Origin of the sequence: Kribbella qitaiheensis (assembly GCF_014217565.1) — a bacterium.
In the GTDB taxonomy this organism is placed as follows: Bacteria; Actinomycetota; Actinomycetes; order Propionibacteriales; family Kribbellaceae; genus Kribbella; species Kribbella qitaiheensis_A.
This window is the reverse complement of record NZ_CP043661.1, coordinates 758852-775889: the sequence shown is the minus strand read 5'-3', so window position 1 is coordinate 775889 and position 17038 is coordinate 758852. Positions and strand designations below refer to the sequence as shown.

Genomic DNA, 17038 nt, shown 5'->3' with positions numbered 1-17038 from the left:
TTCGAGCACTGCCGCTACACCCGAAACACTAGCCCAAGTGCCCACCCGGCCCACTGGTGCTATCCACAGCAGACCACCGGGACCGGCATCGGACCATGCTCAGGCCGGATCGAGCATGTCCGGGGTGAGGTTGGCCTCGGTGTTGGGGATGTTGAGGTCGGCGGCGCGCTTGTCGGCCATCGCCAGCAGCCGGCGGATCCGGCCCGCCACCGCGTCCTTGGTCAGTGCCGGCTCGTGCAGCTGACCGAGCTCCTCGAGGCTGGCCTGCTTGTGCTCCAGCCGCAGTTTTCCCGCCACCTGCAGGTGATCCGGCACGTCGTCGCCAAGGATCTCCAGCGCGCGCTCGACCCGTGCACCGGCAGCGACGGCCGCCCGTGCGGACCGGCGCAGGTTCGCGTCGTCGAAGTTGGCCAGCCTGTTCGCCGTCGCCCGTACTTCGCGGCGCATCCGGCGCTCTTCCCAGGCGAGCACAGACTCGTGCGCCCCGAGCCGGGTCAGCAGCGCGCCGATCGCGTCGCCGTCGCGGATCACAACGCGGTCCACATTGCGGACCTCGCGGGCCTTCGAACCGATTCCCAGCCGACGAGCCGCACCGACCAGGGCAAGTGCCGCCTCCGGACCAGGGCAGGTCACCTCGAGCGACGAGGAACGGCCGGGCTCGGTCAGGGAGCCGTGCGCGAGGAAGGCACCGCGCCAAGCCGCCACGGCGTCGCAGGAGGCGCCTGAGACGACTGCTGGGGGAAGTCCGCGCACCGGACGGCCGCGGTTGTCCACGAGCCCGGTCTGACGCGCCAGCGCATCACCGTCACGAACAACCCGTACTACGTACTTCGTCTGCTTGCGGATCCCGGACGGGGAGATCACCACCACGTCCGACGGGTGCCCGAAGATCTCTGCGATGTCCTTGCGAAGCCGACGGGCCGCCGCGCCGCTGTCCAGCTCGGCCTCGACCACGATCCGGCCGGAGACGAGGTGCAGACCGCCGGCGAACCGTAGTACGGAAGAGACCTCGGCCTTGCGGCAGCAGGGTTTTGTGACCTGGATACTGGTCAACTCGGACTTCACCTGTGCTGTCATCGCCATGTAGTGAATCCTCCCACTGCTGTCAAAGACCCTCATGTTCGACGGACAAACTACAAAGGGCTGTCAGTACAAACAACCACAGAACCCGCCCAGCCGAGAGCCGTCAAAGGCTCTCGTGGCCGCATGGGTCCAACTCTCCGACCCCTGTACCGGTTACGGCCCGGCAGCAACCTTTTCGGCCGCCGATGTCGTTCCTCCCTCGAAGAACCGAGAGGAGCAATGGATGCGAAGACGCGACGAACCAGATTTCACCGAGTTCACCACGGCGGCCGTACGCCGGTTGCGGCGGACCGCCTATCTGATGTGCGGCGACTGGCATCGGGCCGAGGATGCGGCCCAGGACGCGTTGGTGCGGGTCTACAAGGCGTGGTCCCGGCTGGACCACAGCGGCGGGCTGAACACCTACGCCCACAAAGCGGTCGTGTCGGTGGTGCTCGACCAGGCCAAGCGACCTTGGCGTCGCGAGCACCTGATCGACGAGTTGCCGGGGCAGCCGGTCGCCGATCAGCAAAGCGCCATCGACAACCGGCGTGGCCGGCGCGGGCAGCGTCTTCGGCGGGCCGGGGTGGTGACAGCCGGTGCGGTCACCGCCGGCGCTTTCGTGACCGCCGTCGCTGTATGGACCGGCGGTGACGTGGCGAGGAACAACGGCGGAGGGATGCAGCCCGCCTCCGGCCCGACCAGCACGGTCACCGCCAAGGCCGCCACGCAGATCACCTGGGTGGAGCAACCACCGGCCGCGACCAACTTCACCACCGCGCAGATCCGCGCGCTGTGCAATGCCCAGGACTCCTCTGTCCGCGACGGGACCGGGAACAAGGCCGGTGGTGGCACGGATGCCGTGACCAACTGGTCCGTCGAGGTCAGCCAGGGACAGGCCCAGTGGTTCAGGGCGATCCTGCTCTCCCCCGACCGCCAGCGGTACACCTTCTGCGCTTACAACAGCGGCAAGGGCGCACCTCACGACACGTACAACCGCGAAGCGACCAAGTGGTTCGCGGAGCAGCCTTACCGCGTGACGACGTGGCCCAACGGCGCGTGGGGCCAGGTGCCCGCAGATGTGGACAAGATCGTCTTCGCGCTACCGGACGGCACCCGATCCGTGGCCACCACCAAGAACGGCTGGTTCCTGTGGGTCACGCGCGAGCACGTCAACTACCTGCCGAACAAGCCGATCTGGGCGATCTACTACGGCATCAACGGCAAAGAGATCGCCAGGTTCGATTCGAACCCGGACAACCCGGCGCCCAAGCCACCGGTCTGCACCCAGAACGCGCACTGCAAGCTCGACCACATCGAGCCGCACCAGCCGGTGTTCCCGACGTGACCTACTCGAAGATCTCGCGGTAGGTCTTGGCGAGTTTGGTGGGGTCGTGGTGGAGGTGCTGGTGGTCGTCAGCGATGTCGGCGATCACCAGCTCCGCGCCCAGGGAGTTCGCCGTACGGCGTAACGAGGCCGGGTCGGGGACGTGACCGGAGTCGGCGAGGACCACGTCGATGCGGAGTTCGGGGGCGTGTGCGGCGAGCACCTCGAGATGCGTCTCCGGTGAGAAGCCATCGGTCTCACCCTTCTGTTCGCCCAGGTTCAGCGTCACCACCCGGCGCGCGTTCGTCGCCTGCAAACCTTGAGCCAGCGCCGGCACCAGCAGGTTCGGGATCACCGAGGTGAACCAGGACCCGGGCCCGACCACGACCCAGTCGGCCTCGGCGATCGCGACCAGCGCTTCCGGGCAGGCCGGCGGATCGGCCGGGTCGAGCGCGACGTCGACCACCTTGCCTTCGGTCGTCGCCACCTCCGCCTGACCGCGGATCTCGGTGATCACCTCGGGATAAAGCGGATCCAGGCCGATCACCCGCGCGGTGATGTCCAGCGGCACAGCCGACATCGGCAGCACGCGACCTTGAGCGCCAAGGAGTCTGCCCACCCAGTCGAGCCCGTCGACAGCCTCGCCGAGCAGCTCCCACAACGCGACGATCAGCAGATTGCCGACCGCGTGGTCGTGCAGCTCGCCGTCGCTGCGGAACCGGTGCTGGAGCACGCTCGCCCACGTCCGGCCCCACTCGTCGTCGCGGCACAAGGCGGCCAGCGCCATCCGGAGATCACCCGGCGGCAGCACGCCGAGCTCGCGCCGGAGCCGCCCGGAGGAGCCACCGTTGTCCGCCACGGTGACGACCGCGGTCAGCTGGTCCGTGACGTGGCGCAGGGCGGACAGTGAGGCGGCCAGGCCGTGCCCACCACCCAGCGCGACGACCCGTGGAGCTCGTGACACTAAGCAGTCACTCCCGCCCCAGATCCCTGTGCACGACCAAGGTCGGTGAACCCTTCTCCCGCAGCCTCTTCGCGATCTCCTCGGCCATCGCGACGCTCCGGTGCTTCCCACCGGTGCAGCCGATCGCGACCGTGACGAACCGCTTGCCCTCGTTCAGATAGCCGGTCCGCAGCGTGTCCAGCACGTCCACATAATTCTGCAGGAACTGCTGGGCCAGCGGATGACCGAGCACGAAGTCTGACACAGCCTTGTCCTGGCCGGTCATCGGGCGCAGGTCGGGCTGCCAGAACGGGTTCGGCACGAACCGCATGTCCGCCACCACGTCGGCGTCGACCGGGATGCCGTACTTGAAGCCGAACGACACCACGGTGGCCCGCAGCTCGATCTTCTCCTCGTCACCGAAGGCGTTCACGATCCGCGCCGCGAGCTGGTGGATGTTCAGGTTCGAGGTGTCGATCACCAGGTCGGCGCCGGCCCGGATGTCGCCCAGCAGTTCGCGTTCGCGCTCGATCCCGGTCAGTAGCCGGCCGTCACCCTGCAACGGGTGCGGCCGCCGGACGCTCTCCTGCCGCCGCACGATGACGTCGTCGGACGCCTCCAGGAACAAGGTCAGCGGCCGGTACCCCTTCGTCCGCAGATCCTCCAGCGCCGACCCGAGCTCGTCGAAGAACGAGCCGGTCCGGACGTCGACGACGATCGCCAGCCGGGGCGAGGCCCCGGTGCCGACGACCTGCTCGACGATGGTGGTCAGGAACATCGGTGGCAGGTTGTCGACCACGAACCAGCCGAGGTCCTCCAGTACGTCCGCGACCGAACTCCGTCCCGCGCCGGACATCCCGGACACGATGATGAGGTTGCCGCTCGACTCGTCCATCAGTTCTCAGTTCTCCCCGGTTCAATCCCCGTCCGGGCGATCGGCCGCGGCCAGATCCCCGTCAGTCACGCCGGCCGGCATGACGTCCTCGTCCAGTATCTCGCCGGTGGCCGTGTTCACCGAAGGAGCACGCCCGGAGTCGGCCTTGGTTGCCGCCGAGTTCACCGCGAGTACAACGGACTCGGCGGTCCGACGTCCGAATCCGGGCAGCTCGGCGACCTCGTCGACCGACGCCTGGCGAAGCTTCCGCAGCGAACCGAAGTGCCGCAACAGCGTCTTGCGGCGGACCTCGCCCAGCCCCGGTACCTCGTCCAGCACACTCTCAACCATCGACTTGGACCGCCGGTTACGGTGATGCGTGATCGCGAACCGGTGGGCCTCGTCGCGAAGGCGCTGCAGCAGGTACAGGCCTTCCGAAGTACGGGAGAAGATCACCGGGTCCTCGTCGTCGGGGAGCCAGACCTCCTCCAGCCGCTTGGCCAGGCCGCAGACCGGGATGTCGCCGAGCCCGAGCTCGTCCATCGCCTGCCGGGCCGCCGCCACCTGGGGCGGACCACCGTCGACGACCACCAGCCCCGGCGCGTAGACGAACTTCTTCGCCCGCCCGGTCTCCGGGTCGATCAGGTTCGCGGTCGGATCCTCGCCCTCCGGGGTCGAGGCCCGCTCGTCCAGCAGTCGCTTGAACCGCCGGGTCAGCACCTCCGCGATCGAGGCGACATCGTTCTGCCCCTCGACACCCTTGATGATGAACCGCCTGTACTCCGACTTGCGCGGCAACCCGTCCTCGAAGACGACCATCGACGCGACCACCTCGGTGCCCTGCAGGTTGGACACGTCGTAGCACTCCAGCCGGAGCGGCGCCTCCGGCAACTCGAGCGCGGTCTGGATCTCCTCCAGCGCAAGGTTGCGAGTGGTCAGATCGCTGGCCCGCTTGGTCTTGTGCATGGTCAACGTCTGCAGCGCGTTCCGCTCCACCGTCGCCATCAGATCCTTCTTGTCACCGCGCTGCGGGACCCGGATCGCGACCCGCGAACCGCGCAGCCCCGACAGCCAGTCGGTCAGCGCGTCCAGGTCCTCCGGCAGCGTCGGCACCAGGATCTCGCGCGGAATCGTGTCGGCGGACTCCGCGGCGTACATCTGCTGGATGAATCGCTCGACCAGGTCCGCGGTCGTCGCCGTACCGTCGGCCTTGTCGGCGATCCAGCCGCGCTGGCCACGGATTCGCCCGCCGCGCACATAGAAGATCTGTACCGCGACTTCGAGCGGGTCCTCCGACAACGCCACGACATCGGTGTCCGTGCCGTCGCCGAGCACGACCGCGTTCTTCGCGAGCGCCTTCTCCAGCGCGCCCAGGTCGTCGCGGATCTTGGCGGCCCGTTCGTACTCGAGCTCGGCCGCCGCCGCCTTCATCTCCTTCTCCAGCCGGCGCACGTACGTCGCGGTCTGGCCGGACAGGAACGCCGAGAAGTCCTCGACGATCTTGAGGTGTTCCTCCTGGCTCACCTGACCCGTGCAGGGCGCGGCGCACTTGCCGATGTAGCCGAGGAGGCAGGGCCGGCCGATCTGGCGGTGCCGGTTGAAGACGCCCTTGCTGCACGAGCGCATCGGGAACACCCGGAGCAGTAGGTCGACGGTCTCCCGGATCGCCCAGGCGTGGCTGTACGGACCGAAGTACCGGACGCCCTTCTTCTTCGGACCGCGGCCGACCATCACCCGCGGATAGTCCTCGTTCATCGAGATCGCGAGCCACGGGTACGACTTGTCGTCGCGGTACTTCACGTTGAAGCGCGGGTCGTACTCCTTGATCCAGGAGTACTCCAGTTGCAGCGACTCGACCTCGTTGGCCACCACCGTCCAGTCGACCTTCGCGGCCGTCGTCACCATCGACTGGGTCCGCGGATGCAGGTTCACCAGGTCCTGGAAGTACGACGACAGCCGGGCGCGCAGGTTCTTCGCCTTGCCGACGTAGATCACCCGGCCGGAGGCATCGCTGAAGCGATACACCCCAGGGGAATCTGGAATCGAGCCCGGCGCGGGGCGGTAGGAGGAAGGATCAGCCACCTGGTCAGCCTAGTTCGCGGCGCCGACAAGTCCGGACCCACCTTGCGATCGCGCAAAGGTCATGTTGCGGCTTGCCCCATATCGCTCGTTTGATCCCAGGTTGGGATGAGCGTGGAACCTAGCCTGTCACTCAGGGTGGTTGAGCACGACCGAGCGTGAGGCAACCGGGCCGCGCGCTGACTCGAGGGAGTTCCGCCCATGAACCCATTGGCCACATCACGTCGGCTACGCGCAGTACTAGTGCCCCGTGTCGGAAGTTCCGTTAGCGATAGCGGTGATCAGGTGCGTGCCTCGCGGTGGCGGAGGAAAGGCCGCGAGGTGCGTGCCTGGGCGCCGGTAGCGCAACGGAACTTCCGACACGGGGCACTAGGCGTCGCCGCCGCTACCGGCCTGGCTGTGACCGGCCTGGTGACCACCGCATCCGCCAGTGAGGCCCCACCGGCCAAGGCCGGCGCCACTATCCGCGGCGCGGGCAGCCCGACCGCGATCCCCGGCAGCTATGTGGTGGTCTTCGCCGGCAACCGTTCGGCCGCGGCGACGCGGGCGACCACCCAAAGCCTGGCGACGTCGTACGACGTCAAGGTACGGCGGCAGTTCAGCTCGTCCATCAAGGGTTTCTCGGCGAACATGACCGAGGAGCAGGCGACGAAGATGGCCGGTGACACCCGGGTCGCGTTCGTACAGCAGAACCAGAAGGTGACCGCGAACCAGGACGACCCGGCGTGGGGTCTGGACCGGACCGACCAGCGGGATCTGCCGCTGGACAAGAAGTTCGAGCCGTCCGCGACGGCTGACAACGTGAACGTCTACGTGATCGACACCGGTATCTATGCCGAGCACAAGGACTTCGGCGGGCGCGCGTCGGTCGGCACCGACACGGTCGGCGACGGCCAGAACGGCGTCGACTGCATGGGCCACGGCAGCCACGTCGCCGGCACCATCGCCGGTACGAACTTCGGCCTGGCCAAGGGTGCCAAGATCATCGCGGTCAGGGTGCTCGACTGCAACGGGTCGGGGACGACCGAGAGTGTCGTCGGCGGCATCGACTGGGTCACCAAGAACGCCAAGAAGCCCGCCGTGGCCAACATGAGCCTGGGTGGCGGCACCGACGCGGCCCTCGACGCGGCGGTGAAGGCCTCGATCGACTCCGGAGTCACCTATGCCGTTGCTGCCGGCAACGATGGCTCCGACGCCTGTGGCAGCTCGCCGGCCGACCAGCCGGACGCGATCACGGTCGGCGCCACCGACGACAAGGATGCCAAGGCGACCTTCTCCAACTTCGGCAAGTGTGTGGACGTCTTCGGTCCGGGCGTCGACATCGAGTCGGTCGGCATCACGGCACCGGACGCGACGGCCAAGATGAGCGGTACGTCGATGGCGACGCCGCATGTGGCCGGCGGAATCGCCCTCTACCTGAGCGCCCACCCGGACGCGAAGCCGGCTGACGTGGCCACGGCGCTGGTCGGCGCGGCGACCTCGGACAAGGTCGACGACCCGGGCACCGACTCGCCGAACAAGCTGCTCTTCGTCGGCAAGGTCGACCCGGCCGCCGCACGGCGCTGACACTTCACGGCAAGCGAAGCCCCCGGCCACCACCTGACCGAGGGCTTTCGCGTGTGAACGTCAGGCGGCAGGGCCGACGATGTTGCCGCCGTCGACGGTGACGTTGACGGCCGCGAGCGGCGCCGGCGCGGGGCCGCCCACGACGCTGCCGTCGGTGACGCTGTACTTGCTGCCGTGGCACGGGCAGTCGATGGTGTTGTTCTCGACCTTCGCCACCAGGCAGCCCGCGTGCGTGCAGACCGCGGTGAAAGCCTTGAACTGACCAGCGGTCGGCTGGGTCACCACGATCTTCGCGTCGTTGAAGACCTTGCCACCACCGACCGGCACGTCGGAGACCGGACCGAGCACCGGTCCCCCGCCGCTCGGCGGGGCGCTGGACGACGGCGCCGAGGTCGGCGCCGAACTGGGCGCGGAGGTGGGAGTGGACGCCGCGCCGCCGGCATCGCCGTCGTCACCGCACGCCGCGAGCAGCGGCACCCCCACCCCGGCGAGACCTGCCACCGCGGCACCGCGAAGCACCGCTCGCCGGTCCCGCAGCGTGTCGATCGCCCGGGTGAGTTCAGCCGTACTGTCGTCGCTCATGAATCTGGACCTCCAAGAGCCTGCTGGAAAGTAGTTGAACGCTTTGCTACATGCTGTTCTATCCGATCGGCCCAAATGCGGGCCACAACCGATGGAACGAGCAGAACGGCCGAACGGTTCAGCGAGTGGCGCGTTGAACCAGGCGAGCCGCGAGTTCGAGCACCGCGCGGCGGGTGGCCGGGTCGAGCCGTTCAGGCTGGAGCGGCCAGGCGCGGGCCAGATGCGCGTCGTACGGGAGCACGACATAGCCGAGCCCGCGGTCCGCGATAGCCGACTGCAGCCAGCGGACCGGTTCGGGGTCGTCGGCAACGTTCTCGGCGATGATCACCAGTCCCCTGTCGACCAGCACCTGCTGACCATCCGTGGTCAGCTGGTCGAGCAGGTTGATGCTGGTCAGCGCATCGTCGCGGGACGACGGGATGACGAGCGCGACGGCGTGCGCGGCGCCCGCGACGTACCCGGTGGCCTCCTCGAACAGCCCTGCGGGGCAGTCCACCAGTGACAGCGGGATCTGGTTGGCGCCGCCGACGTTCCGGGCCGCCAGTACGTCGCTGATCGCGTCGGCGGTCGGCTCGGCTCTGGCCAACTGGACCCGTGAACCAGGCGTGTTCGCGATGCCCTGGTCGAGCCGATGAGTCAGCTTGCCCTCCTGCGGGAAGGCGTCTACGGCAAGCACCAGGTCGCCGCGCTGCGACGAGATCGCGTCCGCGAGCAACGCGGTGACGGTCGACGTACCGCTCTGCGGGACGGGTCCGATGATTCCGATCATCCGGCCGATACCGATCGGGCGGCGGATGATCGCGATGTTCTCGACGTCGCGCTGCATCCGGCCGGAGGCACCGGCGATGTACGCCGCCTCCGCCGCGAACCGGCCGATCTTGCGGAGGAAGCCGCCGGAGGGATCCTCGTGCTGCAGCCCTACCGAACCGCTTGCCGCAGGCAACGGTCCTGCCAGCGGGTCCTGGTAGGCAGGTGTGTAGGCGTGCGATCCCGGACCGCCGTCGGGTGCGGGCTCGTTCCAGCCGCCGGTCTCCTGCTCCTGGGGGACGTTCCAGCTGCCGTCACCGGCCGCAGGCTGCTCCCACTGCTGCACCGGTTGATCCCACTGCTGCTGAGGCTGCTCCCACTGCAGGGGCGGCTGCTGCGGTGGCGGCGGCTGCACCCACTGCTGCGATTGCTCCAGCGGTGCCGGAGGTTGCTCCCACTGCTGCTGTGCAGGCGGCTGCTCCCACTGCTGCGGTGGCTGCTCCCAGTGCTGCTGGGGTTCCCATTGCTGCTGTTGAGGAGCAGGCTGCTGCCAGCCTTGCTGCTGCTGCGGGTCGTAGTACTGCGGGGCCTGGTACTGCTGCTGCGGCGGGTACTGCTCGGCGTAAGGCTGCTGGTACGGCGCAGGCGGCACCTGCGGCGGCGGCCCGTACGGCGGTTGCTGCTGCTCGTACTGCGGCTGCTGGTACTGCTGGGCCGGGTACTGCGCCGGCGGCTGCTGCTGCGGGTATTGCGGCTGCTGCTGATACTGCTGCGGCGGCGGGTACTGCTGATACCCAGGCTGCTGGTACTGCGGTGCCTGCTGCTGATGCCCGGCCCACCCTTCGCCCGTAGGCGGAGGGGGCGGCGGCATCGTCGGAGCAGGCTCAGGCGCGACCGGCTCGGGTGTAGGGACAACCGGGGCGGCGGGTTGAGCACCCGCCGCGGAATCGTCGTCGAGGCGGTTCATCATGTCCGCCTGCCAGTTCGGCCCGGTCATACCATCCGATCAGAAGACTTTGAGCAGCCCACTGAACACCCCGAACGCTCCGAGGGTCAGCGGTACCAGCGCTACGACGGCCAGCACCTGCACCTGGTCCAGGACCTGTCCGAGCCGGACCTGCACGTGATCCTGCGGTGTCCAGCTCAGGCCGAACGCACCGACCATCGCCACCACCACCAGTAGCCCGACTGCCACAAGTGTGCCACCCACCGATCGCTGGGACAGATCCTGGACCAGCGCGGCGACCACAACGCCGGCCGCTGCGAACAGCCCGAGCACCTCCGCTGCCAGCGGGTACAGCCTCGACCGCGCGCAAAGAAGGAACGCCAGCAGGGCAGCAATGGCCACAGTCCAAGCGGAACCGTGCAGCGCCAGTACTACGCCCGCAGCAGCGGACCACAGCGCGATAGCCGTCGCGGAGAGCGCCAGACCCACATGCGCGGCGTTCAGCGCCGACTCGACATCCGGGCGGCCGATCTCGTTGCCGCTCGATCGCCTGTCGTCCAGCGCGGTCAGCCCGGACATCGACAGCGCCAGGCGCGGCAGCACGCCGAGCAGCAGAACCGCCACCACAGCCACCAGCGCGCTCAGCTTCTCGCTGGACACTCCGGCTGCCACCCCGATGATCCAGATCACCGCGAAGATCATCGCCGTACCGCCACCGACCAGACCGCCACCGGCCAGCCCTGCCATCGCGAACAGCAGCGGCCCGAGCGCCAGTCCGAGCGCGACGATCCCGGCCCGCATCGGCGCCGACCAGTCCTCGGAGCTGCCGAGGGTCCAGGCCACGATCGCGAGCAGGACCGGTGTCACGATCAGCAAGGTGATCGCGATCGTCTTCTGACCGGACCGACCGAGCACGACACCACCGAGACCGGTGATGATCGCCACGACCAGCAACACGAAGGCAGCCACGTCACCGTCGACCGCCCTGGCCAGCGCGATCGCACCGGCCAGCAGGGCGAAGATCAGAGCGGCGCCCGCGGCCCAGTGCCGATGCTTGCGCTGGAAGATGGTGCCCCGCCGCTCGAGGTCGTCCACCGTCTCCTCGACCACGTCGTACACGGTCGGCGGCGGCGGCACCTCGCCCTCGGCCGCGAGCCGCAGGACGGAACCGTCGCCGATCTGCGCCGAGCCCAGGGTGAGCTCGAGCGAGACCGTCTGGCCGGTCGGCGTGGTCAGGTACCGGCGCCGAGGGGACGGATCGACCGGCTCGCCGAGCATCCGCAACAGGTCCGGCATCAACCTGCCCAGCGGCTCGTCCACCGGCAGTACGGCGTCCATCTGGCGTTGCCGGCCGATGATGGTCACCCGGCTGTAGACCGCAGCCACCTGTACACCTCTCTGATCGTCATTTCAGCAGTTCTTCTACTCAGCGACCCGGTACGCCGGTCGGCGTCCCCGGCGGTAGCAGCCGGCCGAGCAGCGCGCTGTAGATGTTCCAGTCCAGCTGGTTCTTGCCGTCGCCGATCGGGTACCAGACCACCGGCGAGGCGGTCGGGCCGATCTTCACCGGCGTGATCTCCGCGACACCGGTCAGGTCCAGCGCCTTGGCCATCCCCTCGCCCCGGAGCGCGTCGTTACCGACGGCCATCGCCATCGGTGCCGGTACCCCGACCCAGTGCGGCATCGCGTTCGTGTCGGTTCCACCGCGGGCGCCTTGGGCGAAGAACGACACCAGCGTGAAGGTGTTCGCGAGCCGGTCGGCGATCTCCTGGACCGCTGCCGGCGTCGGCAGGCCGCCGGGGGTCGCGACCGCGAGGTTGATGACCTCCTCCAGGCCGGCCGGCCGGCGGTGGATCTCCACCGCACCCATGGCGCTCAGGCCGTCCTTGCCGCCGACGACCGACAGCCAGGTCGGCTTCGGGGCCCGGCGCCGGCAGTACGCCGTGAGCTGGCTGACGTTCCACGGCTGCGACACCGGCTCGGCGGTCCCCCAGCCGGCCGGTTCGTCACCGGTCAGGTCCTTGAACAGCTGCTCGGCCGCCCGGCCGACGACCGTCGTCTCGAGGGCCTGGTAGCGCACCCGGGCGGTGATGATCAGCTGCGACGGAAGGTCGAGATCGACGGCGACGAAGGTCGGACTCATGTCGACCTTGTCCTGCTCGCCGGCCGCGACCGCCTGGAACATCTGGCCGTCCCACTTGAGCTTCGAGCCGCCCAGCCCGTCGTAAGCGCCCTCGCCGCTCGGCTCGGTCACCACCCAGCGCGAGTTGAACCCGCTGAGCAGCGTCGTCCGTGCGGCGAACGTCAGCCGCGTGGTCGCCGGGGTGACCAGCTGCACGCCGAGTCCCGCCGCCTCCGCGGCGGCCAATGCGTCCACCAACCAGGCGGACATACCGACCACCGGGCGGTCCTGCATGATCACGACGACCTTGTCGGTCCGCAGATCGATGGCGGGGCTCAGCTCGACGGGGTTAGGCATTGTTGCCTCCAGCAACGTCGGCGCCGGCGGGTCCGGTCGGCGGGTCGAACGGCGGCGGGGCCGGCTTCCAGACCTGCCCACCGAGGCGCTTCACCAGCTCCGCGGCGTACCGGTCGGCCAGCTCGGGCCCACCTTCCTGCGGGTTCGCCCGGACCTCGGCCCACCAGACCGGTGTCGGAACGCCGGCCAGCTCCGGCCCGAGCAGGCGCTCCACCTCGCCGGGCACCTGGATCAGGATCGGCGCCTCCAGCGAGGCAAGCGGCACCCCGTCGGGGTTGCACAGCTGCAGTACCGCGCCGTCGGACACATCTCGCACCAGCCAGTCCGGCCCGGCGGCCATCATGCCCGCCAGCACATCCTGGTACGACGGTCGCCCGTCGATCAGTGCCACCACGTCGTAGCTCACTGCTCTCCTCCGCCATCTACGTCTTCGGTGCTCGCGGTTCCGTCCGCCAGTGCCGTCTGGATCAGCAACGGGCGTTCGCCGCGGCGGACGAACAATCCACGGCCGGACGGGAAGTTCCCCGGCGTCGCACCGGTGAACAATGCGCCCTCGGTCCGGTCGCCGGACAGCACCAGTCCGGCCGTCCCGGACTCCGTCACGGTAGTCAGGAACGGTTCGTACATCGCCCTGCTCGCACCGGCGGCCCGCCGGGCGATCAGGAAGTGCAGGTTGATGTCCCGGCCCGACGCGATGTAGGGCAGGAACGGATCCATCGGGGCCTGGCCGCCGGTGGTCAGCAGGTCGTAGTCGTCCGCGACCACGATCACGCGCGGTCCGGCGACCGGCACCGGCGCTCCTTCGTTCGAGTCGTCCGGCAGCCGCTTCTCCAGCTCGCCGGCGACTCCGGCAGCCAGCCCGGCACCGACCCGGCCGCTGGTGGCGTAGCCGCCGAGGTAGGCCTCCGGCAGGAAGCCTCGCAGGCCGCGGCGCGGATCCATCACCGCGAACACGACCTCGTCCGAGCTGTACCGGTCGATCAACTGCTGCATGATCAGCTTCAGCAGGTTGGTCTTGCCGGACTTGGTGTCGCCGAAGATCACCAGGTTGCCGTCCCGGTCGAACATGTCCAGCAGCACCGGCGCCATCCGGGTCTCGTCCATGCCGATCGGCACGGTCACCGGCTCCTGCTGCGCGTTCGGCAGCGTCTTGCGCTCCAGCCGCAGCGGCAGCACCCGGACCTTGGGCGCGGTCGGGCCTTGCCAGGCGGACGCGAGCGCCAGCGCCTGGCCCTGCATCGCCTCGCTCAGGTCGTCGTCCTGCAACAGGCTGTCGACCCGCGGCAGCGCGAGCTGGCCGAACAGCTTGGTCCGCGGCATCAGCACCCGCCCTGGACCGGCGTTCCGCATCGTCTCCTGCAGCCGGCGTTCGATGTTGGAGTCGGCCGGGTCGTTCAGCCGCAGCTCCAGCACCGTGCCGAACAGTGCCTGCGAGGCCATCCGTACGTCGGTCCACCGGATCATCGTGGTGACGATGTGGATGCCGTAGCTGCTACCCCGGCCGAGCAGATCGGCGATCGGCTCCTCGAGGTCCTCGAAGGTGGTCTTGATCGCGCCGTAGTTGTCCAGCACCAGGACGACGTCCGCTACCGGCAACTCCGGTAGGGCGCCCGCCGCGTGCATCGAGCGGAGCCGTTCCATCGTGTCGATGCCGCGGTCGCGGAAGATCAGCTCGCGCTGGTCGAGCATGCCGCGGACCTCTTCCAGCGTCCGGCGGATCTTCTCCCGGTCGGTCCGGATCGCCACCCCGCCCACGTGCGGCAGGTCGGCGAGCGGCTGCAGACCACCACCGGCCAGGTCGATCGCGTAGACCGCGACTTCCTGCGGTGTGTAACTGTGCGCCAGTGAGGTCACCAGCGATCGCAGGAAGGTGGTCTTGCCCGATTGCGGACCACCGACCAAGGCGCAGTGTCCACCTGCCTGGGTCAGGTCGAGTCGCATGACGCTCTGCGTCTGCTTGCGGGGGTCGTCGATGACACCGATCGCGGGAGACATCGGCGGCGCCGGTACTGCGAACTGCAGCCCACGCTGACCGATGTCCACCGGACCACCGACCTGGTCCAGCGTGCAGACCTTCGGCAGCGGCGGCAGCCACACCTGCGGCACCGGCGCCGACGACGGCTTCACCTGCTCGACGAACACACCGAGCACAGTCGGCCCGGTGGTCCGCTCGGTCGAGTCGTTCTTGTCCTCGTCCTTCTCGTCCTCAGCAGCCAGCTTTGCCAGATCCGGCTGCTGGTACGGCGTGACGAGGTACGGCCGGACGGCGGGACCGTCGCTGTCCTTCTCCTCAGCAGCGGCCAGAGCGCCCTTGTACGGACCGGACACGTACGCCGCGCGGAAGCGCTGGTACACGGACGTGTCGACCTTCAGATACCCGAAGCCCGGCAGCGGCGGCAAGTGGAACGCGTCAGGCGTGTTCAGCACGGTCTGGCTCTCCTCGGCGGAGAACGTCCGCAGACCGAGCCGGTACGAAAGGTAGGTCTCCAGACCGCGCAGCTTGCCGCCCTCGACCCGCTGGCTGGCCAGCAGCAGGTGCACCCCGATCGACCGGCCGATGCGGCCGATCGAGAGGAACAGGTCGATGAAGTCCGGCCGCGCCGTGAGCAGCTCGCCGAACTCGTCGATCAGCACGAACAGGTGCGGGTACGCCGGAAGGTCCGGCTGTTGCTTGCGGAGCAACCGGTAGTCGGTGATGTTGGCGACGTTACCCGCGTCCTTCAGCATCTGCTGGCGCCTTTGCACCTCACCGGCGAGGCTGGCATACGCCCGCTCGGTCAGGCTCGGGTCGTCGACCAGGTTCGTGATGATGCCGGCCACGTGCGGTACGCCTTCGAACGGCGCGAAGGTCGCACCACCCTTGTAGTCGATCAGCACCATCGCCAGGTCTTCCGGCGAGTGCGTCGCGAGCAGGCCCATCACCAGCGTTCGCAGTACTTCGGACTTGCCGGAACCGGTCGCGCCGATGCAGAGACCGTGCGGCCCCATCCCCAGCTGCGCCGACTCCTTCAGGTCGAGCACGACCGGCTGACCGGCGCTGTCCAGACCAAGCGGCACCCGCAGGAACGCGCGCTCGTTGCGAGGCGTCCACATCCGGTCCAGGTCCACGTTGCCGGGGTCGTCGATCTGCAACAGGTTCATGAAGTCGATGGTTTTGAGCGAGGCGTCCTCTTCGAGCGACTCCTCGGACAGCCGCAACGGTGCCAGCGACCGGGCGAGGCCTTCGGCCGTGGCCAGCGGGGTGTCGTCCAGCTGCCCCTCTGCGGTCATGTAGCCGCCGCCGCGCAGGTCCTCGACCAGCACCTGGCCTTCCTGCACGGTGATCCGGATCGCGACGTTGCTCGGCTCCTGCATCCGGTCGGACACCAGGTGCAGGACTGTCACACCCACGTCTCCCACGGACAGCGTCTCGTCGTTGGTGACCACCTCGGTGGCAACCTCGCCGTACGTGTCGTGCAGGACGAGCATGCGCTGGATCATCCGGCGCGCGTCGCCGTTGCCGAGCGAGCCGCGCTTCGCCTCGCTCGCCAGCGTTGCGCGCGAAGCCACGTCCTCGCTGATCAGACCAGCCAGCTCATCCGGCTTCTGGGCGATCCGGCGGAACGGATGCGGACCTTCGCGACGGTCCGCGTCGACGGCATGCGGCAGCCAGCCGATCCACTGCCACTGCTCGACGGAAGCCGGCGGGAAACACGCCGCCATCTCCAGGTCCTCCGGCGCATGGAACACCGCGGCCTGCAGCATCAGAGCCCTGGCAATCCGTACTACGCCGTCGCGGTCGCCAACGATGCTGACGTTGCCGGCCAGATCCAGCGGGATCGTCAACGGCATGTCGGGCATCAACGCGAACCGGCGGGCCAGCGCCTCCGCCTCCGCCATCATGAACGGGTCCGGCGGGTCCATCATCGAACCGGAAGCCGCCAGCGTCGCGGGCACCACCGGCATCCGCCCGGTCGCGCACCGGACCAGCAGGAAGTCGGAGTCGCCGCGACGCCGCTCCCACAGCCGGGCCGGGTCGCGGACGCAGTCCACCAGCGCATCGGCCGGCGGGTTCAGCGCCAGCGCGGTCTTGCGGCTGGAGCGTTCCATCTTGCCGAAGTCCTCGCGGAGCCGTTCCAGGTAGTCGAGGTACCGGTTGCGCTGTTCGCGGCTCTCCTTGCCGGCCCGGCCGCGGGACGAGAACGCCATCCCGAAGGTCCCGATCAACGTGAGGAACAACACGCCCACGCCGATCACCGCCGACGTGCCGGTCCGCATCGTGCTCATCATTCCGACCGAACCGAGCACGCCGACCGCCGGCATCAACGCCTGCATCGCGTTGCCGCCGGCCTTGCCGCGCGCGCCGGGCGGCGGGGTTTCGATCACCCGCGGTTGCCCGGTGTCGATGCTCCTGGTGCTCCGCGCCGGGCGGTGCACAAGTCGGGTCGACACTT

12 protein-coding genes are annotated in these 17038 nt (G+C 68.8%); 2 read left to right on the top strand and 10 right to left on the bottom strand.

What is annotated here, in order from left to right; translation table 11 throughout:
* Positions 1-99: 99 nt before the first annotated feature.
* Positions 100-1083 carry a DNA-binding protein WhiA gene (gene whiA, locus F1D05_RS03315; RefSeq protein ID WP_132191256.1) on the bottom strand — a complete coding sequence of 328 codons (984 nt, stop codon included), beginning with the start codon at positions 1081-1083 and terminating at the stop codon, positions 100-102.
* Between the two features lie 223 nt (positions 1084-1306).
* Between whiA and F1D05_RS03310 the strand changes: the two genes are divergently transcribed.
* A complete protein-coding gene (locus F1D05_RS03310) occupies positions 1307-2410 on the top strand; it encodes an RNA polymerase sigma factor (protein ID WP_185445946.1) in 1104 nt (367 codons plus the stop codon).
* A gap of 1 nt (position 2411) precedes the next feature.
* Here F1D05_RS03310 and F1D05_RS03305 read toward each other — a convergent pair whose 3' ends face one another.
* Genes F1D05_RS03305 through uvrC form a run of 3 tightly spaced genes read right to left on the bottom strand, consistent with a single transcriptional unit; the run spans position 2412 to position 6288 of the window.
* A complete protein-coding gene (locus F1D05_RS03305; protein WP_185445945.1) occupies positions 2412-3353 on the bottom strand; it encodes a gluconeogenesis factor YvcK family protein in 942 nt (313 codons plus the stop codon).
* Between the two features lie 7 nt (positions 3354-3360).
* Entirely contained in the window at positions 3361-4227 is an 867-nt protein-coding gene (gene rapZ, locus F1D05_RS03300) for an RNase adapter RapZ (protein ID WP_185445944.1), read from the bottom strand.
* Between the two features lie 21 nt (positions 4228-4248).
* Complete coding sequence (gene uvrC / locus F1D05_RS03295; RefSeq protein WP_185445943.1) at positions 4249-6288, bottom strand: excinuclease ABC subunit UvrC; 2040 nt, start codon at positions 6286-6288, stop codon at positions 4249-4251.
* 318 nt (positions 6289-6606) lie between these two features.
* On the opposite strand from uvrC, the gene F1D05_RS03290 reads away from it, so the two are divergent.
* Entirely contained in the window at positions 6607-7851 is a 1245-nt protein-coding gene (locus F1D05_RS03290; RefSeq protein WP_246486390.1) for a S8 family peptidase, read from the top strand.
* 60 nt (positions 7852-7911) lie between these two features.
* On the opposite strand, the gene F1D05_RS03285 is transcribed toward F1D05_RS03290, so the two are convergent.
* The 6 genes from F1D05_RS03285 to eccCa all read right to left on the bottom strand — a co-directional run bounded on the left by F1D05_RS03285 (position 7912) and on the right by eccCa (position 17036).
* Positions 7912-8433 (bottom strand): Rieske (2Fe-2S) protein, encoded by a 522-nt coding sequence (locus F1D05_RS03285; RefSeq protein ID WP_185445941.1) that lies wholly within the window; start codon positions 8431-8433, stop codon positions 7912-7914.
* 118 nt (positions 8434-8551) lie between these two features.
* Positions 8552-10177: a MinD/ParA family ATP-binding protein gene (locus tag F1D05_RS03280; protein WP_185445940.1), complete on the bottom strand. Its 1626-nt coding sequence runs from the start codon at positions 10175-10177 to the stop codon at positions 8552-8554.
* A 9-nt stretch (positions 10178-10186) separates the two neighbouring features.
* Positions 10187-11512 carry a type VII secretion integral membrane protein EccD gene (eccD, locus tag F1D05_RS03275; protein WP_185445939.1) on the bottom strand — a complete coding sequence of 442 codons (1326 nt, stop codon included), beginning with the start codon at positions 11510-11512 and terminating at the stop codon, positions 10187-10189.
* Positions 11513-11552: 40 nt separating this feature from the next.
* Positions 11553-12605 (bottom strand): DUF6177 family protein, encoded by a 1053-nt coding sequence (locus F1D05_RS03270; protein ID WP_185445938.1) that lies wholly within the window; start codon positions 12603-12605, stop codon positions 11553-11555.
* On the bottom strand, positions 12598-13011 hold the full coding sequence (locus F1D05_RS03265; protein WP_185445937.1) for a hypothetical protein: 414 nt from the start codon (positions 13009-13011) through the stop codon (positions 12598-12600). The genes F1D05_RS03270 and F1D05_RS03265 overlap by 8 nt, the downstream gene beginning before the upstream one ends.
* Entirely contained in the window at positions 13008-17036 is a 4029-nt protein-coding gene (eccCa, locus tag F1D05_RS03260) for a type VII secretion protein EccCa (protein ID WP_185445936.1), read from the bottom strand. Before eccCa ends, F1D05_RS03265 begins: the two co-directional genes overlap by 4 nt.
* Positions 17037-17038 lie beyond the last annotated feature (2 nt).

Coding starts and splice junctions, on each gene's coding strand:
- whiA (WP_132191256.1), bottom strand. CDS start 1,083: ATGGCGATGACAGCACAGGTGAAGTCCGAGTTGACCAGTATCCAGGTC.
- F1D05_RS03310 (WP_185445946.1), top strand. CDS start 1,307: ATGCGAAGACGCGACGAACCAGATTTCACCGAGTTCACCACGGCGGCC.
- rapZ (WP_185445944.1), bottom strand. CDS start 4,227: ATGGACGAGTCGAGCGGCAACCTCATCATCGTGTCCGGGATGTCCGGC.
- F1D05_RS03285 (WP_185445941.1), bottom strand. CDS start 8,433: ATGAGCGACGACAGTACGGCTGAACTCACCCGGGCGATCGACACGCTG.
- F1D05_RS03280 (WP_185445940.1), bottom strand. CDS start 10,177: ATGACCGGGCCGAACTGGCAGGCGGACATGATGAACCGCCTCGACGAC.
- F1D05_RS03270 (WP_185445938.1), bottom strand. CDS start 12,605: ATGCCTAACCCCGTCGAGCTGAGCCCCGCCATCGATCTGCGGACCGAC.